At 70.3% G+C, this 20,078-nt stretch carries 19 protein-coding genes; 7 read left to right on the top strand and 12 right to left on the bottom strand.

Translation table 11 applies throughout. The annotated features are described in order from the left end of the window. Positions 1-46: 46 nt before the first annotated feature. The 7 genes from fliN to ASF28_RS23345 form a co-directional block, all read right to left on the bottom strand. Positions 47-391: a flagellar motor switch protein FliN gene (fliN, locus tag ASF28_RS11540; protein ID WP_056092330.1), complete on the bottom strand. Its 345-nt coding sequence runs from the start codon at positions 389-391 to the stop codon at positions 47-49. A gap of 51 nt (positions 392-442) precedes the next feature. Next, a complete protein-coding gene (locus tag ASF28_RS11535) occupies positions 443-1,030 on the bottom strand; it encodes a FliH/SctL family protein (protein WP_056092327.1) in 588 nt (195 codons plus the stop codon). Continuing rightward, on the bottom strand, positions 1,027-2,079 hold the full coding sequence (fliG, locus tag ASF28_RS11530) for a flagellar motor switch protein FliG (protein WP_056092325.1): 1,053 nt from the start codon (positions 2,077-2,079) through the stop codon (positions 1,027-1,029). The genes ASF28_RS11535 and fliG overlap by 4 nt, the downstream gene beginning before the upstream one ends. A 45-nt stretch (positions 2,080-2,124) precedes the next feature. Then, positions 2,125-3,738, bottom strand: coding sequence for a flagellar basal-body MS-ring/collar protein FliF (gene fliF, locus ASF28_RS11525; RefSeq protein WP_056094080.1), 1,614 nt, complete (start codon positions 3,736-3,738; stop codon positions 2,125-2,127). Between the two features lie 261 nt (positions 3,739-3,999). Beyond that, a complete protein-coding gene (sciP, locus tag ASF28_RS11520; protein ID WP_018044452.1) occupies positions 4,000-4,275 on the bottom strand; it encodes a CtrA inhibitor SciP in 276 nt (91 codons plus the stop codon). A 101-nt stretch (positions 4,276-4,376) separates the two neighbouring features. After that, positions 4,377-5,054 carry a flagellar hook assembly protein FlgD gene (locus tag ASF28_RS11515; RefSeq protein ID WP_056092322.1) on the bottom strand — a complete coding sequence of 226 codons (678 nt, stop codon included), beginning with the start codon at positions 5,052-5,054 and terminating at the stop codon, positions 4,377-4,379. A gap of 13 nt (positions 5,055-5,067) precedes the next feature. Beyond that, positions 5,068-6,159 (bottom strand): flagellar hook-length control protein FliK, encoded by a 1,092-nt coding sequence (locus tag ASF28_RS23345; RefSeq protein ID WP_244474993.1) that lies wholly within the window; start codon positions 6,157-6,159, stop codon positions 5,068-5,070. 713 nt (positions 6,160-6,872) lie between these two features. Here ASF28_RS23345 and mnmA point away from each other — a divergent pair. The 4 genes from mnmA (at position 6,873) to ASF28_RS11490 (ending at position 11,726) form a co-directional block, all read left to right on the top strand. Further along, positions 6,873-8,021: a tRNA 2-thiouridine(34) synthase MnmA gene (gene mnmA / locus ASF28_RS11505; RefSeq protein ID WP_056092317.1), complete on the top strand. Its 1,149-nt coding sequence runs from the start codon at positions 6,873-6,875 to the stop codon at positions 8,019-8,021. Positions 8,022-8,058: 37 nt separating this feature from the next. Next, positions 8,059-8,712, top strand: coding sequence for a methyltransferase domain-containing protein (locus tag ASF28_RS11500; RefSeq protein WP_056092312.1), 654 nt, complete (start codon positions 8,059-8,061; stop codon positions 8,710-8,712). A 400-nt stretch (positions 8,713-9,112) separates the two neighbouring features. Next, positions 9,113-10,843 carry a dihydroxy-acid dehydratase gene (gene ilvD, locus ASF28_RS11495; protein ID WP_056092310.1) on the top strand — a complete coding sequence of 577 codons (1,731 nt, stop codon included), beginning with the start codon at positions 9,113-9,115 and terminating at the stop codon, positions 10,841-10,843. Beyond that, on the top strand, positions 10,830-11,726 hold the full coding sequence (locus tag ASF28_RS11490) for a tetratricopeptide repeat protein (protein WP_056092306.1): 897 nt from the start codon (positions 10,830-10,832) through the stop codon (positions 11,724-11,726). The genes ilvD and ASF28_RS11490 overlap by 14 nt, the downstream gene beginning before the upstream one ends. Before the next feature lie 30 nt (positions 11,727-11,756). On the opposite strand, the gene ASF28_RS11485 is transcribed toward ASF28_RS11490, so the two are convergent. Together ASF28_RS11485 and xth are read right to left on the bottom strand one after the other, a co-directional pair. Beyond that, a complete protein-coding gene (locus tag ASF28_RS11485) occupies positions 11,757-12,383 on the bottom strand; it encodes a glutathione S-transferase family protein (protein WP_056092302.1) in 627 nt (208 codons plus the stop codon). Positions 12,384-12,461: 78 nt separating this feature from the next. Further along, on the bottom strand, positions 12,462-13,250 hold the full coding sequence (xth, locus tag ASF28_RS11480) for an exodeoxyribonuclease III (RefSeq protein WP_056092299.1): 789 nt from the start codon (positions 13,248-13,250) through the stop codon (positions 12,462-12,464). Positions 13,251-13,346: 96 nt separating this feature from the next. Between xth and ASF28_RS11475 the strand changes: the two genes are divergently transcribed. The 3 genes from ASF28_RS11475 to glpX all read left to right on the top strand — a co-directional run bounded on the left by ASF28_RS11475 (position 13,347) and on the right by glpX (position 16,629). Further along, a complete protein-coding gene (locus tag ASF28_RS11475) occupies positions 13,347-14,051 on the top strand; it encodes a ceramidase domain-containing protein (protein WP_056092296.1) in 705 nt (234 codons plus the stop codon). Between the two features lie 149 nt (positions 14,052-14,200). Beyond that, positions 14,201-15,523: a homoserine dehydrogenase gene (locus tag ASF28_RS11470; RefSeq protein ID WP_056092294.1), complete on the top strand. Its 1,323-nt coding sequence runs from the start codon at positions 14,201-14,203 to the stop codon at positions 15,521-15,523. Between the two features lie 113 nt (positions 15,524-15,636). Continuing rightward, a complete protein-coding gene (glpX, locus tag ASF28_RS11465; protein ID WP_056092291.1) occupies positions 15,637-16,629 on the top strand; it encodes a class II fructose-bisphosphatase in 993 nt (330 codons plus the stop codon). Between the two features lie 12 nt (positions 16,630-16,641). Here glpX and ASF28_RS11460 read toward each other — a convergent pair whose 3' ends face one another. The 3 genes from ASF28_RS11460 to ASF28_RS11450 all read right to left on the bottom strand — a co-directional run bounded on the left by ASF28_RS11460 (position 16,642) and on the right by ASF28_RS11450 (position 20,020). After that, the gene (locus tag ASF28_RS11460; RefSeq protein ID WP_056092288.1) at positions 16,642-16,905 is read right to left on the bottom strand and encodes a YARHG domain-containing protein; all 264 of its coding nucleotides are present in this window, start codon (positions 16,903-16,905) and stop codon (positions 16,642-16,644) included. A 106-nt stretch (positions 16,906-17,011) separates the two neighbouring features. Beyond that, the gene (locus ASF28_RS11455; RefSeq protein WP_056092287.1) at positions 17,012-17,881 is read right to left on the bottom strand and encodes a tetratricopeptide repeat protein; all 870 of its coding nucleotides are present in this window, start codon (positions 17,879-17,881) and stop codon (positions 17,012-17,014) included. Between the two features lie 264 nt (positions 17,882-18,145). Next, entirely contained in the window at positions 18,146-20,020 is a 1,875-nt protein-coding gene (locus tag ASF28_RS11450) for an ABC-F family ATP-binding cassette domain-containing protein (protein WP_056092284.1), read from the bottom strand. Positions 20,021-20,078 lie beyond the last annotated feature (58 nt).

Here is a 20,078-nt window from a genome sequence, read left to right as displayed (position 1 = left end):
TCTCCGTGTCGGGGCCTCGCGCGGGCGCGCGGTGGGCCGGGATGGGTCAGTGATCGTTCTTGATGATCTCGGTCATGGTCACGCCGAGGCGGTCCTCGACGAGGACGACCTCGCCGCGGGCGACGAGGCGGTTGTTGACGAAGATGTCGATGGCCTCGCCGACCTTGCGGTCGAGTTCGAGCACCGCGCCGGGCTGGAGCCGCAGCAGGTCGCCGATGGGCATGCGCGAGGAGCCGAGGACCGCCGAGACCACCACGGGCACGTCGAAGACCTGCTCGAGATCGGCCGCGCTCTTCGGAGTGGTCGGCGCCTCGCGGATCGATTCGGTGCCGAGCCCGTCGAAGGAGGCATCCATTCCGTTGAGCTGCGGCAGGGTGAAGTCGTCGGACATCGGGGACTTTCAGGGACGTGGAACGGGCGAAAACTCAGGTCGGCGGATCGATCAGGTCGGTATGCCGAGGGCGTCGAGCACGGCGGCCTCGATGCGGGCGCGGTCGCGCACCACGCCGCCATCGGCCCATTCCATGCGGGCGTCGCCGGGGGCGAGGTCGGGTTCGCCCAGCACCACGAGCCGGCCCTCGAACCCGCGCTCGCGCGCCAGGCGCTTCACCAGGGTCTCGACCTCGTCGACGAGGCTCTCGTGGACGCGCACCACGAGGTGGGGCACGCCGCGCAGGTGCTGGAGGGCGGCCCGGGCCGCGTCGCCGATGGCGGCGAGGGGCTGGGCGTCCAGGGCCTCGCCGGCGAGGCGGCGGGCGAGCGCCACGGCGAAGTCCATGGCCTCGGCATCGCGCTCGGCGTCGCGGGCATCCGACTGGCCGAGAAGGCCGGCGGCGGCGAGGCCCATGCGGGTGAGGGCGTCGGCCATGCGAGCCTGCGCCTGCGCCTCGGCCTGGGCGCGGCCCTCCTGCATGCCCCGGGCGTGGGCTTCGGCCACGGCGGCGGCCAGGGACAGGTCCTCCTGAACCGTGGCGGCGCTGCTCGGGCGAGGCCGGAAGTCGGTGTCGAACAGGAAGGGGCGGGCGTTCAATAGACCAGCTCCTCTTCGCCGCTCGACTTGGCGATCATGATCTCGCCCTTCTCGGCCAGCTCCTTGGCGAGTTCGGTCATCTTGGCCTGGGCCTCATCGACGTCCTTGAGGCGGATCGGCCCCAGCGACCCCATCTCGTCGGTGATGTTCTTGGCCGCGCGGGTGGACATGTTGCCGAGGAAGAAGCCGCGGACGCGCTCGTCGGCGCCCTTCAGGGCCCGGCACAGGGTGTCGTTGTCGACCTTGCGCAGGAGGGTCTGCACGCTGCCCGGATCGAGCTTGAGCAGATCCTCGAAGGTGAACATGAGCTGGCGGATCTTCTTTGCCGAACCGCGATTGGCCTGATCGAGGGCGGAGAGGAAGCGCCCCTCGGTCTGGCGGTCGAAGGCGTTGAACACGTCGGCCATGAGTTCGTGGGCGTCCCGGCGCGTCGTCTGGGCGATGGTGGAGACGAACTCGACGCGCAGGGTCTCCTCGATGTGGCGCAGGGCCTCCTTCTGCACCGTCTCCATGCGCAGCATTCGGTTCAGGACGTCGATGGCGAAGTCCTCGGGCAGGATGGTCAGCACCTTCGCGGCGTATTCGGAGCGGACCTTCGAGAGCACCACCGCCACCGTCTGCGGATACTCGTTGCGCAGGAACGAGGCGAGGATCTCGGGGTCGATCTGGGTCAGGCTGGCCCAGACGCGCTTGCCCGAGGCGCCCTTGATCTCCGCCATGATCGAGGAGACCTGATCCTGCGGAAAGATCTTGAGCAGGAGCGACTCGGTCCGTTCGAAGTTCGAGGTGATGCCGCCGCCCGACGACAGGCGCGAGACGAAATCGACGATGAGCTTCTCCACGGTCTCGGCTTCGAGGGAGCCGAGCTGGACCATGGCGTGCGAGACCTTCTTGATCTCGTCCTCGTCGAGCATCTGCCAGATCGGCGCGCCGTCGGTGTCGCCGAGCAGCAGCAGCAGGGCCGCGGCGCGCTGCGTACCGGGCATGGCGGCGAAGGCCGCACTCCCGGTATCGGTCAGCGCCGATGCGATGTTCAAACCCGAGGACATGGCCTCAACTCCCAGGACGACGCACGAAGGACAGGCGGACGAATCTCAGTTGTCGTTGATCCAGTTGCGCAGGACCTCGACGGTCTCGCCCGGACTGGCGCGGACCATATCGACCACGCGCTGCACCGTTTCGGCCTGGACCTGACCGTTGATCTTGGCGAAATCGACGAGCCGGGCGGTGGGGTTGTCGCGCGGCGCCAGCATCCCATCCAGGGCCGGGTCGCCGGTGGTCGCGGACGGGCCGGCCACGAGGGCGATGGCGACGGGCTCGGTGGTGAGCACCTTGCGCAGGAGCGGCCGCACCACGGCGAGCAGCACGATGAGGGTGAGCATCGCCAGGACCGTCAGTTCGACGATGCGCATGACGTCCTCCTTGGAGGGGGACATTAGGGACTGGAGAAGGCTCGGCTCGACGAATTCGGGCGTGGCCGGCGATTCGGCGAAGCGCAGGTTGACCACCTCCACCTGATCGCCCCGCGCCTTGTCGAAGCCGATGGCCATGCGCACGAGGGTGGCGATGCGTTCGACCTCGGCCGCCGGGCGCGGCTGATAGGCGAGCTTGCCATCCGCCCCCGGGGCGTAGGCCCCGTCCACGAGGACCGCCACGGAAAGCCGCTTGACCCGGCCGCCCTCGACCACCTCGGTCTTGGTCACCCGCGAGATCTCGTAGTTGGTGGTTTCCTCGTTCTTGTTGGTGGAATCCTTCTGGGCCGGGGCGGCGCCCGGCTGGTTGGCGCCCGGCAGCTCGTTGCCGACGCTGACCGCCCCCTCCGCACCCCCCGTCAGGGAATTCTCCGTGCGGGTCTGGGTGGAGCGCACGACGCGGCTCTCGGGGTCGAAGCTCTCGGAGCGGCTCTCGATGCGGTTGACGTCGAGCTCGGCGCTGACCTGGACCCGGGCGCGGCCGGCACCGACGATGCCGGCGACGATCTCCTCGATCTGCGACCGCAGGCGCCGCTCGAGACCGACCTGCTTCTCCTCCAGGCCGAGGCCCTTGTCGGCCTCGGCGTCGCGGGCCCCATCGGCCAGGAGCCGTCCGCGCTCGTCGACGATGGAGACCCGCTCGGGCTTGAGCCCCTCCACCGCCGAGGCGGTGAGGTGGCGGATGGCCCGGACCTGGGACGGGTCGAGGTCGCCCATGAGCTTGAGGACGATGGCGGCGCTCGGCACCTCGCGGTCGCGCTCGAACAGGCGCCGCTCGGGGATGACGAGGTGGACGCGCGCCGCCTGGACCCGGCCGATGGCGCGGATCGAGCGGGACAGCTCGCCCTCCAGGGCCCGAAGGTGGTTCACGTTCTGGACGAAGTTGGTCGACGAGAAGGCGTCGCCCTTGTCGAAGATCTCGTAGCCGACGCCGGCCTGACTCGGCAGGCCCTTGCCGGCGAGATCCATGCGCAGGCGGGGCAGATCGGCGCGCGGGGCCATGATGGTCTGCCCGGCGTCGCCCTTGGTCTCGTACTTGATGCCGCGCGCATCGAGGTCGCGGATCACGGCGGAGGAGTCCGACATGGACAGGTCGGCGAACAGGACGCCCATATCGGGCTTGGAAACCCGCAGGATCACGAAGGCGAAGAAGCCGATCAGGGTCATGGTGACGGCGGCCATGGCGGCCAGCCGCGCCGGCCCCAACTTCGTCACCAGTTCGAGAACCGACTTCACCGCGCGACGCACCCAACCGAACCGGCGTGGCGGACCGCCCGCCTTCGCCCGGCAAAATTTGCCCAGGCCGTGGTTAGCGGCCGGTTAACGAATGGGCGGGCACCCCGGAAAACCGGGGCCCGCGGCACCCTGAATGCGAAAAGACCGCGCCCCGGGGAGGGCGCGGTCTTTCGGGGGATCACCGGGGGTCTCCGCCGCTGATCCAGGGGGCGATGGCGGTGGCCTCGTGAGCCGTGACCATCGCAGCGGCGGCGGGCTCCGTCAGTGCCGGTAGTGCTGGATGCGCGTGGTGCGCAGGCCGGCCAGACCGTGCTGGTCGATGGAGAACTGCCAGCTCAGGAACTCCTCGGTGGTGAGGGTATAGCGCTGGCAGGCCTCTTCGAGACTGAGCAGGCCACCCCTCACGGCGGCGACCACCTCGGCCTTGCGACGGATCACCCAGCGACGGGTGGTCGTCGGCGGAAGATCGGCAATGGTTAATGGACTACCATCAGGCCCGATCACGTACTTCACTCTCGGGCGGCTTGGTTCGGTCATGATACGCTCTACAACTCGACTGACCTGTCGAGATTGGAAGCTACTTGCGCCCACTTAAAATATGTTGAAGCGGAACGATCGCATCTGATTCGTCACGACGCTCATGTGGACAACCCTGTTCCGATGCTCCGCACGCTGCCGATGGGCACCCGGGCGGAGTCGATGAGGAGCACCGGCGCGGTGCCGCTGAGATCGACGCCGTCGACCTTCCCGGTGATCTGCGTATCGACGCTGACCTGGGTGCCGGTGGCGTCGCGGGCGTCCACCTTGATGGAGTAGGTCCCCGCCGGCGCATTCATGCCCGTGGACGCCCGCCCGTCCCAGAGATAGGTCTGTGCCCCGGCCGGCATGGCCTTCGACTGGGTCGCCACCACGTTGCCCTTCGCGTCCGTGATGGTGATGGTCGCCTGGGTGGCGGCGCGCGAGGGCGTCAGGGTCCAGGTGGCCGACCCATCGGCCAGATCCGCCGTCTTGCCATCGGCGGTGACGGTCTGACCGATGAAGCCCGTGGCCGAGGCCGAACTCGACGCCTTGGCGTTGGTCAGGATCGAGTCGAGGCGGTCGTTCGACTTCAGCTGCTGTTCGACGCCGGCATATTGCACGAGCTGCTGGGTGAACTGATTCGTGTCCATGGGGTCGAGGGGATTCTGGTTCTTGAGCTGCGTGGTGAGCAGCGTCAGGAACTGGGTGAAGTTGCCCGCGATCTCCTGGGAGGAGGTCTTGGTGGCGGAACTCGCCGAAGCGGCGGCGTTCGCGACGCTGCTGATGCCGGATGACATGATGGGGTGCCCCTCAGATTCGGATGTCGAGGCCGGTCAGGCCCCTCAAGCTGCGCACGGGAACGGGCGCGAGGGCGGCGCGGCCCTCGGGCTGGCCGGGAAGGCCCGGACCGCCCGGACGGCCATCGGGATGGCGTCCGTCCGATCCTTGGCCGTCGGCGCCCCGGCCGCCGGATTGCGTGTCGCTGCGCAGGGAAACATTGATGTTGGCCTCGGACGCGTCGAGGCCGGCCTGCGACAGGGCCTGCTGCAGGCTACCGGTGTCGCGCTGGAGTAGGGCGAGGGTCTCGACGCGGTCGACCACGAGGTGGGCCATCACGGTGCCGCGCTCCTTGTCGATGTCGAGGCTGACGTCGATGCGGCCGAGGTCTCCCGGATCGAGGCGGATCTCGAAATGGTTCGAGCCCTGGAGCGAGCGCAGGCCGATGGTCATCGGTACGGCGCCGAGGGGGACCGCGGCCGCCGCCGGCGCAGGGGGCTGGGTCGCTGCCACCGATGGCGCTTGGGTCGACGCGGTGGATGCCACGGAGGCGCCCGGCAGCAGGGAATCGAAGCTCTCCCGAACCTGCGGTAGGCCATCCGGCAGGGCGATCTCTCCGACGGCGGCCTTGGCGTCGTGCACCGCCACCGCCGGGTCGGCCTTGCCCGCCGTGGCAGCCCCAGGCCGAGCGTCGGCGGCGGCGCCTGGCCCTTCGCCCTGCGATGGCCCGAGCGCGCCGGCCGGGGGTTGGACCGCGCCCGACGAGGATGGAATTGGATTGGCGGGCGCCTCGTCCTCGGCGGTCGAGGCTTGAGCGCCATGGTGCACCGGGCTGTGCGGCACCGGACTCGGGGGAGGGGGCGGTGGCGGGAGGAAACCGAGGGCGAGGAGCGAGGCGTCCGGTTCTTCGATGGAGGCCTCCGCGGCTTCGCCGTCGTCCTCCGTCCCGTCCGTGACGGTTTCCTCCGCGGCGCCGGTCTCGACGGTCGTTCCCGCACCGGCGATCACCGTGGCCGCCACGGCCGCCTCGGGCGACCCCGTCGTGCCGGCTGCCGCGGCAGCGGCTCGGTCGCGCGCCGCTCCTGTCACCTCGGCCCCGGTCTGATCCAGGGGAGCCTTGCCCAAGCCTCCTTGGCCCAAAGAGGCTTGGCCTAAGGAAGCTTGGCCTAAGGACTTCTGCCCCAAGGACACCTGGCCCGACGGGTCCGCATCCGTCGGCGCCGTCGCCGTCTCAGGGGAGGCGGGTCGGTCGCGGGCGATCCGCTCCGGCGCAGGGGGCCGCTCGGATCGGACCGACTTGTCCGGGCGGTCTCGCTGCGAACGGACATCCTCGGTTCGCGCATCGCGTGATCGCACGTCCTGCGTTCCAGTATCCCGGGTTCGTAAGTCTCGGGCACCCGTGCCCTGGAAGGAGCGGTCCTGGGTGCGGGTCGTCTGTGCGCGGATCTCCTGCGACCGCGGCTGCGTTCGGTCAGGCTCGGGATCGCGGATCGCGAAGACGGGCCGTGACGCCGCCGGCGCCTGGGCACGGGCCGGGGTCGGCGTCGCACGGCGCAGGAGGAAATCCGTTTCGAGAAACGCTTGCGCCATGGGTCCGAGGTCTCCTTGGCCAGGGTGGAGCAAGGGCCGAGCCACACCGCTCGACCGGTCAATCCTCTGATCCATATGGATATTTCCGACATCGTCGGCGGACGGTCCGGCCGAACCTGCCCGGCGCCCGGCAGGATTTGCCGGGTCGCCCCCCGGGAGCGCGGGACGCCTCCCTGGAACTCGGACGCGAGGACCGCTATAGACTCGCGCCCGGGACCGGATCGGCCCCGCCGGCGAAACTGGGCGCGATGAATTCCCTCGATCTTCCCAAGGCCCCGCACGAGACGCGCGTCGTCGTCGCCATGTCCGGCGGCGTCGATTCCTCCGTCGTGGCCGGGCTGCTGAAGCGCGAGGGCTACGACGTCGTCGGCATCACCCTCCAGCTCTACGACCACGGCGCGGCGACCCATCGCAAGGGGGCCTGCTGCGCCGGTCAGGACATCCACGACGCCCGCCGCGTCGCCGAGGCCCTGGGAATCCCGCACTATGTCCTCGATTACGAGGACCGTTTCCGGGAATCCGTGATCGACCGCTTCGCCGAGAGCTATCTCGCCGGCGAGACCCCGATCCCGTGCGTCGAGTGCAACCGCTCCATCAAGTTCCGCGACCTCCTGGCGACGGCGCGCGACCTCGACGCGGACGCCCTGGCCACGGGCCATTACGTCGCGAGCCGCGCCCTGCCGCAGGGCGGGCGCGGTCTCTACCGTGCCCTCGATCCGGCCCGCGACCAGAGTTACTTCCTCTACGCCACCACCGCAGAGCAGCTCGACTTCCTGCGCTTCCCCTTGGGCGAACTGCCCAAGGACGAGACCCGGCGCCTCGCCCATGAACTCGGCCTGTCGGTGGCCGAGAAGGCCGACAGCCAGGACATCTGCTTCGTGCCGCAGGGACGCTACGCCGACGTGATCGCCCGCCTGCGGCCCGACGCGGCCCGGGCCGGCGACATCGTCGATCTCTCGGGGCGGGTACTGGGCCGCCACGAGGGCATCATTCACTACACCGTCGGTCAGCGCCGGGGCCTGCGCCTCGCCGTCGGCGAGCCCCTCTACGTCGTGCGCCTGGAGCCCGAAGCCGGCCGGGTCGTCGTCGGCCCGCGCGAGGCCCTGGCCACCAGTCGTATCCGGCTGACGGACGTGAACTGGCTCTCCGACCGGCCGCCCGTGGATCTGCCCGTCGCCGTGCGGGTGCGCTCGACACGCGAACCCCGCCCGGCCCACCTCACCCTCGACGCCGCCACCGGCACCGCCGAGATTGTCCTGGCGACGCCCGAGGACGGCGTCTCGCCGGGACAGGCCTGCGTGATCTACGCCGATGACGACCCCCGCGCGCGCGTCCTCGGCGGCGGCACCATCCGGCGGGTCGACGCGTTGCAGGCTGGGGCCGCGCAGGCGGCCTGATCCACCCTTCACTCCCCTACAGGACTTCGAGATCGACATGCTGAGCGAGCCGCGGGAGGCCGGTCCGAGCACGGCCCTGATGCGCAAGGCCTATGCCCGCTGGGCACCGGTCTACGACGTCGTCTACGACAAGCTGACGGAGCCCGCCGCGCGCGATGCCGTGGAGGCGGCCGTGGCCTGCGGGCCCCGCATCCTCGAGGCCGGCGTCGGGACCGGCCTGTCGCTCGGCTACTACCCGCGCACCAGCTTCGTCTGCGGGGTCGACCTGTCCGAGGACATGCTCAAGCGCGCCCGCGCCAAGGTGCGTCGGCGCGGCCTCACCCACGTGCGCGGTCTCCAGGTGATGGATGTCTGCCGCCTCGGCTACGCCGATGCCAGCTTCGACGCCGTGGTGGCGCAGTTCCTCATCACCCTGGTGCCGGACCCGGAGGGCGCCCTGTCCGAGTTCCTGCGGGTAGTGCGCCCGGGCGGCGAGATCGTACTCGCCAATCATTTCGGGCAGACCGACGGCCCCATGGCCAAGGTCGAGGAGATCGTCGCCCCGCTCTGCACCAAGATCGGCTGGTCGTCGGACTTCAAGTCCACGCGGATCGAGGCCTGGGCGCGGGCACACGGCGTCGAGTTCATCGGCGTCGCCCCGACCTTCCCGGGCGGCTTCTTCAAGATCCTGCGGATGCGCAAGCCCGGTTGAGGCCGCGCCCCCGCGCCCCCGAAGGTCGAGCCCGGAGCGTTCACCGCGCCCCGGGCTTTTTCGTGCCGTCGCCCTGGAATTTCATCCTCTCACGAGCCTCCTCCACGCGGTGCATCCGGGCCGAAGCGTGGCTGTGGCGAGGTCGCAACACCCCAAAACCATCCAGACTTTGCCTTGGGAGGCGCCTGCCCCCGCCGCGATCCCGCCATAAACCGGGACCACCTCAGGCCGTGCGGTAAACGGTAGTCCCCCCAACGCTTTACCGCAGAGTTCCGAGTCATTCCGAGAGTGATCCACGTGGGTTCGCGCGCCGTCCGCTGAGGGCTCGCGCGCCCCGTCGGGACGCCGGACGACCGGACCTCACGGTTGAGCGTAGCAGGCCGGGGCGGCGAGATTGACCATGGACGCGCGCAACACCGACAAGTCCAAGCTCCCGAGCCGTCACGTGACGGAGGGACCCGAGCGCGCGCCCCACCGCTCGTACCTTTATGCCATGGGTCTCACCAAGGAGCAGATCCATCAGCCCCTCGTCGGCGTGGCATCGTGCTGGAACGAGGCGGCCCCGTGCAACATCTCGCTGATGCGCCAGGCGCAGGCGGTCAAGAAGGGCGTTTCCGCCGCCCACGGCACCCCGCGCGAGTTCTGCACCATCACGGTCACCGACGGCATCGCCATGGGCCATGCCGGCATGCGCGCCTCCCTGCCGTCCCGTGAGGTCATCGCCGATTCCGTCGAGCTGACCATGCGCGGCCACGCCTACGACGCCCTGGTTGGCCTCGCCGGCTGCGACAAGTCCCTGCCCGGCATGATGATGGCCATGGTGCGCCTCAACGTGCCGTCGATCTTCATCTATGGCGGCTCGATCCTGCCCGGCTCGTTCCGCGGCCGGCCCGTCACCGTGCAGGACCTGTTCGAGGCGGTCGGAAAGGTCGCCGTGGGCGACATGAGCCTCGACGACCTCGACGAGTTGGAGCAGGTCGCCTGCCCCTCGGCCGGCGCCTGCGGCGCGCAGTTCACCGCTAACACCATGGCCACCGTGTCCGAGGCCATGGGCCTCGCGCTGCCGTACTCGGCCGGCGCCCCGGCCCCCTACGAGATCCGCGACAGATTCTGCATGACGGCGGGCGAGAAGGTGATGGAGCTCATCGCCAAGAACATCCGTCCGCGCGACATCGTCACCCGCAAGAGCCTCGAGAACGCGGCGGCCGCCGTCGCGGCGTCGGGCGGCTCCACCAACGCGGCTCTGCACCTGCCCGCCATCGCGCACGAGTGCGGCATCAAGTTCGACCTGTTCGACGTCGCCGAGATCTTCAAGCGCACGCCCTACATCGCCGACCTGAAGCCGGGCGGGCGCTACGTCGCCAAGGACATGTTCGAGGTCGGCGGCATCCCGCTCCTCATGAAGACGCTCCTCGACCACGGCTTCATGCACGGCGACTGCATGACGGTCACCGGCCGCACCATGGCCGAGAACATGGAGCGCGTGCACTGGAACCCCGACCAGGACGTGGTGCGGGCCGCCAACACCCCCCTGACCCCGACCGGCGGCGTCGTCGGCCTGCGCGGCAACCTGGCCCCCGAGGGCGCCATCGTGAAGGTCGCGGGCATGCCGGCGGAGGCCCAGGTCTTCACCGGTCCGGCCCGGGTGTTCGACGGCGAGGAAGCCTGCTTCGAGGCCGTCCAGAAGCGCACCTACCGGGAGGGCGAGGTTCTCGTCATCCGCTACGAGGGCCCGAAGGGCGGTCCCGGCATGCGCGAAATGCTCTCCACCACCGCAGCCCTCTACGGCCAGGGCATGGGCGACAAGGTCGCGCTCATCACCGACGGGCGGTTCTCGGGCGCGACGCGCGGCTTCTGCGTCGGCCATGTCGGGCCGGAAGCCGCCATCGGCGGCCCCATCGGTCTCCTGAAGGATGGCGATATCATCACCCTCGACGCCATCAACGGCACCCTCGACGTCGCCGTGAGCGACGCGGAGTTCGCCACGCGCCGGGCCGCGTGGACGCCGCGCACCAACACGGCGACCTCCGGCTACCTGTGGAAGTACATGCAGACCGTCGGTCCCGCCGTGGACGGCGCCGTGACCCATCCGGGCGGCGCCCAGGAGACGCACACCTATGCCGACATCTAGGACCGCCCTCGGCCGCCCCGCGCGGCCGGTCCGGGCCGCTCCGGGTCGGCCCACGCGCGGACGGCTGCGCGTCGCCATGGCGGCCGGGCTCCTGCTCCTGTGCGGAATTCCCGTGGAGGCGCTGGACGCCACCGCACGCACGCCCGTGCCCCCGGCGGGCTACCGCACGGCCCGCGAGGCCCTGCGCTCCGGGGTTCGTGACTACAACGCCGGCGACAAGGAGGGCGCCGCGCGCGCCCTGGAATACGCCGCCGGCCAGGGCCACGCCCTCGCCCTGTGGAAGCTCGGCCGCATGTACGCCGAGGGCGACGGGGTGCCCCACGACGATCTCAAGGCGTTCGAGTTCTTTTCCCGCATCGCCGACGACACCACCGACGACGGCCCGGACGCCCAGAACTCGGGCGTGATGGCCAGCGCCTTCACGGCGTTGGGCGCCTACTTCCTCGACGGGATCAAGGGCACCTACGTTCGCCCGAACCCGGAACGCGCCTACGACATGTTCAACTACGCGGCGTCGTATTTCGGCGATCCGAACGCCCAGTACAACCTCGCCCGGCTCTACCTCGACGGCACCGGTGTCGAGGCCGATCCGCGCCAGGCCGCACGCTGGTTCAATCTCGCGGCCGAGAAGGGCCACGCTCCGGCTCAGGCGCTCCTCGGCGAACTGCTCGTCAACGGCCAGGGCGTGCCGAAGCAGCGCGCCCGCGGCCTGATGTGGCTGTCCCTGGCCCGCGAGGCGGCGCAGGGCCGCAAGGACGACTGGATCGTCGCCCTCTACGACAAGGCCTGGACGGCGGCGAGCGAGGACGACCGCCAGACCGCGCAAGCCCAGGCTTCGCAGGCCCAGACCCAGGTGACGGGCTCGGCCCGACGCCGACGCTGAGATAACCCTCCCAGCGTCGGCCGATTGATCTTACGGATTCGTGCGTGCGGCGAGCGACGTGACGAAGGACGGACGCTCCAGGGTCGCGGCGACGTACCGGGCGAGCTTCGGCCAGCGGCCGGCATCGACCGTCTCGTCGGCCAGATGCAGGTTGTGGAAGCCCGTCGCCACCGAGATGTCGGCGATGCTGAAGGCGTCGCCCACGAGGTACGGTCCGTCGATCTGCGCCTCGAGGTAGTCGTAGATCTTCGGCAGATCCTGTGTCAGCGCCTTCGTCACGGCGGCCTCGTCGCCGGGCTGGCCCAGGAGTTTGGGCTTCACGATCCGGTTGGCGAACGGTGCGATGATCACCGGAAACATCTCGGTATCGCCGAACTTGTCGAACCAGATCGCGCGGCCGCGGGCCTTGGCTTCCGTCGGCAACAGGGCCGGACTCGGGTGCTTCGCCTCGATGTAGAACAGGATCGCGGACGAATCGGCGAGGAGGAAGCCGTCATCGTCGATGGCCGGGATCTTGCCGAGCGGGCTTGCGGCCTGGAACGCGGCATCGGGATCATGGAAGAACAGCGGGATGTGCTCGGCGCTCACGTCCTTCTCGGCGAGGGCCACGAGGACCTTGCGGACGTAAGGGGAGTAGCCAGTACCGTAGAGTTTCACGTGGGAAGGCTCCTTTTGCCGGGGGGATGGCGTGCCAACCCATGACGGGCCGCTTGGTTCAGGAGGGGCCGCCCCGCGTCAGGCGAGTTCCACCGTCACCGCCACGTGGTCGGACGGCTTCTCCTGCCCGCGCAGGTGCTTCTGCACCGAGGCCGAGACGAGGCGATCGGCGGCCTGCGGCGAAAGCAGGAGGTGGTCGATGCGGATGCCGGCATTCCGGTTCCAGGCGCCGGCCTGATAGTCCCAGAAGGTGTAGAGGCCGGGCTTCGGATCGCAGGCGCGCAAGGCCTCGGTGAAGCCTTCGGCCAGGAGGGCGCGGAAGGCCGCCCGTGTCCGGGGCAGGAATAGGGCGTCGTTCACCCAGGCCGCCGGATCGGACGCGTCCTCGGGCTCGGGGATCACGTTGTAGTCGCCGGCGAGGACCACGGCCTCCTCGCGGTCCAGGAGCGTGCGGGCGTGCCGGCGCAGGCGCTCCAGGAAGGCGAGCTTGTAGGGGTATTTCGGGCTGTCGACGGGATTGCCGTTGGGCAGGTAGATCGAGGCGACGCGCACGGGTGCCGTATCCTCCCCCGAGACCAGGCCTTCGATGTAGCGGGACTGCTCATCGGCCTCGTCGCCGGGCAGGCCGCGCCGGACCTCACCGAGGGTGAGGGGCGCGCGCACCAGCAGGGCGACGCCGTTATAGGCCTTCTGGCCGAGGGTCTCGACGGCATAGCCCGCCGCCTCGATCTCGGCGCGCGGGAACGCCTCGTCCTGGCACTTCAGCTCCTGCAGGCAGACCACGTCGGGCTTGGCCCCGTCGAGGAATCCCACGAGATGGCCGACCCGCTGCTTGATGGAATTCACGTTCCAGGTGGCGATCCGCATGGGGGCTGGGTGTCCTGAACTCTCGGCATGCCCGTCATCGTGGCTTCGCGGGGCGGTGGCAAGCGGGATGGGTTTTTCGCAGGGGGTGGGGCCAACATGGATGAGACGTGGTTCGCGCCCGTCTGCGCCTATTGCGAGCGAGCGGATGGCAGCTTCTGGGCCGAGCCCGTCAACGCGCTGTCGAATGCCGCCTTCCTGATCGCCGCCGGAGCGGTCGCCTGGCGGGAGCGCCGGGCACCACGGCGCGATCCCGTTGTCCTGGGGCTCGCCGGCCTCGTCGCCGTGATCGGCCTCGGCTCGTTCCTGTTCCACACCCTCGCCGTGCGCTGGTCGCTCCTGGCCGACGTCATCCCCATCGCGGCGTTCATCCACGCCTACTTCTTCCTGGCCATGCGGCGCTTCTTCGCGTTCGGGCCCGGACCGGCGCTGGCCGCGACCCTGCTGTTCGCAGCCTTCGGCTTCGGCCTTGAGCCGGCGCTGGACATCCTCTTCGGCCCCGCGCTCGCGGCCGCCACCAACGGCTCCCTCGGTTACGCTCCGGCGATCCTGGCCCTCCTGGGCGTCGGGACCGGTCTGCTCATGCCCCGGGGCGGCGGGCACGACCCCGCGCGCCGTGCGGCCGGCGTCAGCCTGCTCGGCCTCGCCGGCCTGTTCGCCCTGTCACTGGCGTTCCGCACCCTCGACCGGAGCCTGTGTGCGAGCCTGCCCCTGGGCACGCACTTCCTCTGGCACGTCCTCAACGCCGGGGTGCTCGGCGGTCTCCTCGTCACGGCGCTCCGTTACCGGGCGCGCCGAGGCTGAACCCCACCGGCGGATTTGTTGCACCCCCCTGGGATTCGTTGCAGAAGAGCCCGCCGCTCCCCGACCGGAGCGAACGGAACGACCCGTGGACGGTCGCCCCGTACCGGGCCCGCCCCGGACGGCCCATGGAAGATGACGGATCGCGCGCCATGAAACAGAGCCTCCGCCTCGGCGTCGCCGGCCTCGGCACCGTCGGTGCCGCCGTGGTCCGCATGGTCGCCCGCCGGGCCGACGCGCTTGCCGCCGCCAGCGGCCGCGAGGTCCGCATCACCGCCGTGTCGTCCCGTGACCGGGGCCGCGACCGGGGCCTCGATCTCGCCGGCGTCACCTGGTTCGACGATCCCGTGGCGCTCGCCGCCAGCCCGGACATCGACTGCGTGGTCGAGCTCATCGGCGGTGCCGAGGGCCCGGCCAAGGCCACGGTGGAGGCCGCCATCGCGGCGGGCAAGCACGTGGTCACCGCCAACAAGGCGCTGCTGGCCAGGCACGGCGCTGCCCTGGCCCGGGCGGCGGAAGCGAAGGGCGTCAGCCTCGCCTACGAGGCGTCCGTCGCCGGCGGCATTCCGGTGATCAAGGCCCTGCGCGAGGGCCTCACGGGCAACGCGGTCTCGCGCGTCTACGGAATCATGAACGGCACCTGCAACTACATCCTTACCCGGATGGAGCGCGAGGGCCTGACCTTCGAGGCCTGCCTCAAGGACGCGCAGGCGCTCGGCTACGCCGAGGCCGACCCGACCTTCGATGTCGAGGGCTTCGACACCGCCCACAAGCTCGCCATCCTCACGAGCCTCGCGTTCGGGGTCGAGATCGACGCCGAGGGCGTCTCCGTGGAGGGCATCTCGGCGATCCAGCCCCTCGACCTCACCATGGCGGAGGAGCTGGGCTACCGCATCAAGCTGCTGGGCGTCGCCCAGGTGGCCGAGGGCGGCATCGAGCAGCGCGTCCACCCGACCATGGTGCCGAAATCCTCGGCCATCGCCCAGGTGATGGGCGTCACCAACGCGGTCACCATCGACGCCGACGCGGTGGGCGAACTCACCCTCATCGGGCCCGGGGCCGGCGGCGAGGCCACGGCCTCCGCGGTGGTCTCCGACATCACCGACATCGCCGCGGGGGTGAGCCGTCCGACCTTCGGACGGCCCCATGCGGAGCTCGGTCCGGCGCAGCGCGTCGCCATGCAGCGCCACGAGGGCGGCTACTACATCCGCCTCACGGTCCATGACCGGCCGGGCGTGGCCGCCGGCGTCGCCACCCGCATGGCCGAGCGCGACATCTCCATCGAGAGCATCCTCCAGCGCCGCTCGGAGAGCGCCGCCTCGAAGGACCCGCACGGCCGCTCGGGCCAGCCGGTCCCCCTGGTGCTGATCACCTATGCGGCGACGGAGGGGACCATCCGGGCCGCCCTCGACGCCATCGCGGCCGACGGGCTCCTGGCCGAGGCGCCCCAGCTCATCCGGATCGAACGGGAATAGGCGTCCCGCGCAGGATTCCGCCGGACCGCATGAAGAAATCGCCCCGAATGGTAGTGTTTCTCGAACTTTAGTTCATAGAGAGCGCACGAACGGCGAAAGGCGCGGACAGGTCCATGGCGTATGGCAAGACAACCCCCGGCGGTACCGTCGATCGCACACTCGCCCTGGAGCTGGCGCGGGTGACCGAGCGCGCCGCCATCGCCGCCGCCCACCTGCGCGGCCAGGGCAAGGAACGTGAGGCCGATCAGGCCGCCGTCGACGCCATGCGGGCCGAGCTGAACAGTCTGCCCATCGACGGCACCGTGGTGATCGGCGAGGGCGAGCGCGACGAGGCGCCGATGCTCTACATCGGCGAACGCCTCGGCACCGGCACCGGCCCGAAGGTCGACATCGCCGTCGATCCCCTCGAAGGCACCACACTGTGCGCCAAGGACATGCCCGGCGCCATCGCGGTCATGGCCCTCGCGGAATCCGGCTCCCTGCTCGCCGCCCCCGATGTCTACATGCAGAAGATCGCCATCGGCCCCGGCTACCCGGCCGGGCTCGTCGATCTCGACGCGAGCCCCGCCGACAACATCGCCGCGCTGGCCCGTCACAAGGGCATCGACCCGGCCCAGATCACCGCCATCATCCTCGACCGGCCGCGCCACATGGCCCTGGTCGCCGCCGTGCGGGCGACGGGGGCCGGCATCCGCCTGATCTCGGACGGCGACATCGCCGCCATCATCCACACGACGAGCCCGGACGAGACCGGCGCCGACATCTACCTCGGGATCGGGGCCGCCCCCGAGGGCGTCATCGCCGCCGGGGTGCTCCGCTGCATCGGCGGCCACATGCAGGGCCGCCTCATCCTCGACAGCCACGACAAGCGCGAGCGCGCGGCGCGGATGGGCATCAGCGATCCGAACCGGAAATACGAGCTCCACGACATGGCGCGCGGCGATGTCATCGTGGCCGCCACCGGCGTCACGGACGGGGCGCTTCTCAGGGGCGTGCGGTTCAAGCAGGGCCACGTCGAGACCGAGACGGTGGTCTATCGCTCGGCCACCGGCACCGTGCGCCGCATCATCGGCGAACACCGGCGGATGCAGCCCTTCGAGGGCTGACGGAGGCGGGGATCAATCCCGGCACCCGTTGCGCTGTTCCTCACGCACGATGTCGGCGACCTTCTCCCGATCGCGGGCGGAGAGCGGCACATCGCGGAGGCCGTCGTAGCGGCAGTTGGCGTTGCCGAAGGCCTTGATGGCGCGGACCGTGCGGAAGCAGTAGCCGGCCTCGGCATAGACGGCGTTGCGCTCGCCCCAGCGTTCATCGCACGGGAAGGCGGCCTGGGCTGGCGCGGCGGGCAGGATCACGAGGCAGGCGAGGGCGAAGCGGCGCATTCAGGGAACTCCCGGAGATGGGCGATCCTGGCGGGTTTTTCACCCGCCGCAAGGTGTCCGGCGGCCAATCCCGAGGGAAGCCCGCCGTCGGACGGCGGGCGTCGCGTCAGTTGAACAGCGAGCCGACGCCGCCCTGCACGCGGCCGAGACCCTGCTTGGCGATGGCGTTGCCGGGATCGAGCTGAGCGGCGCGCTGGTAGCTCTCCATCGCCTCCTTGCGACGGTTGGACTTCTCGTACGCCACCCCGCGATAGGCCCAGGAAGTCGCGTCCTTATTGTTGACGTTGAGGGCCGCGTTGTAGTCCTCGATGGCCTTGTCGAACTGATTGGTGGCGATGAGGCTCTGGCCGCGGGCGGCGTAGGGGGCGGCCACGAACGGGTTGCGGTCGATGGCGGCGTCGAAATCGCCGATGGCCTGGGTGTTCTGGTTCTGCTTCTGCCGCACGAGGCCGCGGGCGTGGTAGGCTTCGGCCGATTCCGGCGTCAGGCGGATCGCCTGGTTGAGGTCGTTGCCGGCACCGTCGAGGTCGCCCTGGGCGCGCAGGACGTTGGCGCGGCCGATATAGGCCGGGCCGTAATTCGGGTCCGCCGCGATGGCCTTGGAGAAATCGCCGAGCGCCGCGTCGTTGCGGCCGATCTGGCGGTTGGCGAGCGCCCGGTTGTTGTAGGCCGAAGCCGAGTTCGGATCGATCTGCACCGCCTTGGTGAAATCGCCGATGGCGTCGTTGAACTGGCCCGAACGGGCATAGGCGGCGCCGCGGGTGACGTAAGCGGCGGCGTCGTTGGGGTTGCGCTGGATCACTTCGCTGAGCGAGGCGATGTTCACGTTGGTGGCGCCCGTGGTGTCGGTCTCCAGCACGGCGAACTGCTTCGGCGCACCGGCATTGCCGTAGGTCTCGCACCCGCCGAGCGCGGCCGCCACGAGGGCGGCCCCGATCAGCCCCGCCTTCGATGCCCGCAGCGTCAGAACCGTCATGAACCCGCTCCCCCCGGGCGTCCGCGCACGGCACGGCCCCGCCCCATAAACCTGTGCCCGAACCCGGACCGCCCCGATCCGCGCGTCCGCGCCGGAACGGTCGCGCATCGCGGTGAACGCGCGCTTAAGACGGCGCCGTTCCCGACCCTCAAGCCCGCCCGTGTGGCGAACATATGGCTCCCGGCGACGATCGGGCCCGGGGAGCCGCGGCGCCGGGCAATCGCTTCCGGCGTGTGGTGCCGGAGCCGCAGATCCGGGCGGCCGTCAGGCTTCCGCCGCCTCGATGGCACCGCTGAGGTCGAGCCATTCCTCCTCGGCCGATTCGAGGGCGCCGGCGGCATCCGAGCGCATCTTGGCGAGTTCCCCCGCCTTGGCGGCATTGGCCTGGAAGGCGGTGCCGTCGGCGAGCGCGGCATCGATCTTGGCCATGGCCTCGGCGAGCTTCTTCATACGCGCCTCCACCGCCTCGATCTTCTTGCGCAGGGGCGCGAGGGCCACCCGGCGCTCGGCGTTGGAGCGCCGCTCCACCGCCTTGACCCCGCCGACGGTCTCGACCGCCTCCTTCTCCGCCGGACGCTCGGGGCCGGCGAGCACGAGGCGGCGGTAATCGTCCATGTCGCCTTCGAATGCCTTCACGCTGCCGTTGGCGACGAGCCAGAGTCGGTCGGCGCAGGCTTCGACCAGGAAGCGATCGTGGGAGACGAGGATGACGGCGCCCTCGTAATCGTTGATCGCCTCCACCAGCGCCTGCCGGCTCTCGATGTCGAGGTGGTTCGTCGGCTCGTCGAGGATGAGCAGATGCGGGCCGTTGAAGGCGGCGAGGCCCATGAGCAGCCGGGCCTTCTCGCCACCGGAGAGCTGCGAGACCGGCGTCTCGGACTTGGTGCCGGAGAAGCCGAGGCGCGCGGCCGCCGCGCGCGCCTTCGATTCCGGCACGTCCGGCATCAGGTCCCGGACATGGGCGTAGGCGCTCTCGGCGGGGCGCAACTCGTCGAGCTGGTGCTGAGCAAAGTAGGCGACCTCCATTTTCCCGGAGCGCCGCATCTCGCCGCTGAGCGGCGGCAGGCGCCCGCCGATGAGCTTGCAGAAGGTCGACTTGCCGTTGCCGTTGGCGCCGAGCAGCGCCACCCGGTCGTCGGGGGCGAGACTCAGGTTGAGGCCTGACAGCACGATGCGGTCGGGATAGCCGGCCTGGACCCGCTCCATGGCGACGATGGGCGGCGAGAGCGGGCGCTCCGGGCTCGGCAGGCGGAACGCCGGCACGTCGTCCTCGATCACCGAGGCGATGATCTCCATCTTAGCGAGCCGCTTGACGCGGGACTGGGCCTGACGCGCCTTGGTCGCCTTGGCCTTGAACCGATCGACGAAGCTCTGGAGATGGGCGCGCTCGGCGTCCTGCTTCACCTTGGCCTTGGCCTGGAGCGTGCGCTTCTCCGCGACCTGTCGGGCGAACGAGGTGTAGCCGCCGCGGTAGATGGCGAGCTTGCCCCGGTCGAGGTGCAGGATGTGATCGACGCACTCGTCCAGCAGGTCGCGGTCGTGGGAGATGATCACCGCCGTGCGCGGATAGCGCTCGAGGTAGTCGTAGAGCCAGATGGTGCCCTCGATGTCGAGGTAGTTGGTCGGCTCGTCCAGCAGCAGCAGGTCCGGCTCGGAGAACAGCACGGCGGCGAGCGCCACGCGCATGCGCCAGCCGCCCGAGAAGTCGGAGCACGGGCGGCCCTGCGCCGCGGCATCGAAGCCGAGTCCGTGCAGGATGGCCGCCGCGCGGGCCGGCGCGGAATGCGCCTCGATGTCCACGAGCCGGGTCTCGATCTCGGCCCGGCGCAGGCCGTCGGCATGCTCGGCCTCCGCCATCAGGCGCGCGCGTTCGGTGTCGGCGGCGAGCACCACGGCGTGGAGGGTCTCGGGCCCGGCCGGGGCCTCCTGCGCCACGGCGCCGATGCGCATGCCCTTGGGCATCGACACGGTGCCGCCCTCCGTCGGCAATTCGCCGAGGATCGCCCGGAACAGGGTGGTCTTGCCGGCGCCGTTGCGGCCCACGAGCCCGACCCGGGCCCGGTCCGGAATCACGAAGGTGGCGCCGTCGAGGATCAGGCGTTCGCCGATGCGGTAGGTGAGGTCGTTGACGCGCAGCATGAGCGGCGTTCTGGCGCCGTGCCCCGGCCGTGGCAAGCGGCGTATGGCGGTTTCCGGG

Origin of the sequence: Methylobacterium sp. Leaf99 (genome assembly GCF_001422375.1) — a bacterium.
Taxonomy (GTDB): domain Bacteria; phylum Pseudomonadota; class Alphaproteobacteria; order Rhizobiales; family Beijerinckiaceae; genus Methylobacterium.
The sequence above is the reverse complement of the archived record's forward strand: the minus strand, read 5'-3'. Positions and strand labels throughout refer to the sequence as shown.

Bases quoted from the DNA above. Each gene is read 5' to 3' on its own strand.
- ASF28_RS11500 (WP_056092312.1), top strand. From the start codon at position 8,059: ATGCTGAGCGAGCCGCGGGAGGCCGGTCCGAGCACGGCCCTGATGCGC.
- ASF28_RS11470 (WP_056092294.1), top strand. From the start codon at position 14,201: ATGAAACAGAGCCTCCGCCTCGGCGTCGCCGGCCTCGGCACCGTCGGT.
- ASF28_RS11515 (WP_056092322.1), bottom strand. From the start codon at position 5,054: ATGTCATCCGGCATCAGCAGCGTCGCGAACGCCGCCGCTTCGGCGAGT.
- ASF28_RS11490 (WP_056092306.1), top strand. From the start codon at position 10,830: ATGCCGACATCTAGGACCGCCCTCGGCCGCCCCGCGCGGCCGGTCCGG.
- sciP (WP_018044452.1), bottom strand. From the start codon at position 4,275: ATGACCGAACCAAGCCGCCCGAGAGTGAAGTACGTGATCGGGCCTGAT.
- ASF28_RS11475 (WP_056092296.1), top strand. From the start codon at position 13,347: ATGGATGAGACGTGGTTCGCGCCCGTCTGCGCCTATTGCGAGCGAGCG.
- fliN (WP_056092330.1), bottom strand. From the start codon at position 391: ATGTCCGACGACTTCACCCTGCCGCAGCTCAACGGAATGGATGCCTCC.
- ilvD (WP_056092310.1), top strand. From the start codon at position 9,113: ATGGACGCGCGCAACACCGACAAGTCCAAGCTCCCGAGCCGTCACGTG.
- xth (WP_056092299.1), bottom strand. From the start codon at position 13,250: ATGCGGATCGCCACCTGGAACGTGAATTCCATCAAGCAGCGGGTCGGC.
- mnmA (WP_056092317.1), top strand. From the start codon at position 6,873: ATGAATTCCCTCGATCTTCCCAAGGCCCCGCACGAGACGCGCGTCGTC.
- ASF28_RS11455 (WP_056092287.1), bottom strand. From the start codon at position 17,881: ATGACGGTTCTGACGCTGCGGGCATCGAAGGCGGGGCTGATCGGGGCC.
- ASF28_RS11460 (WP_056092288.1), bottom strand. From the start codon at position 16,905: ATGCGCCGCTTCGCCCTCGCCTGCCTCGTGATCCTGCCCGCCGCGCCA.
- fliG (WP_056092325.1), bottom strand. From the start codon at position 2,079: ATGTCCTCGGGTTTGAACATCGCATCGGCGCTGACCGATACCGGGAGT.
- ASF28_RS11450 (WP_056092284.1), bottom strand. From the start codon at position 20,020: ATGCTGCGCGTCAACGACCTCACCTACCGCATCGGCGAACGCCTGATC.
- glpX (WP_056092291.1), top strand. From the start codon at position 15,637: ATGGCGTATGGCAAGACAACCCCCGGCGGTACCGTCGATCGCACACTC.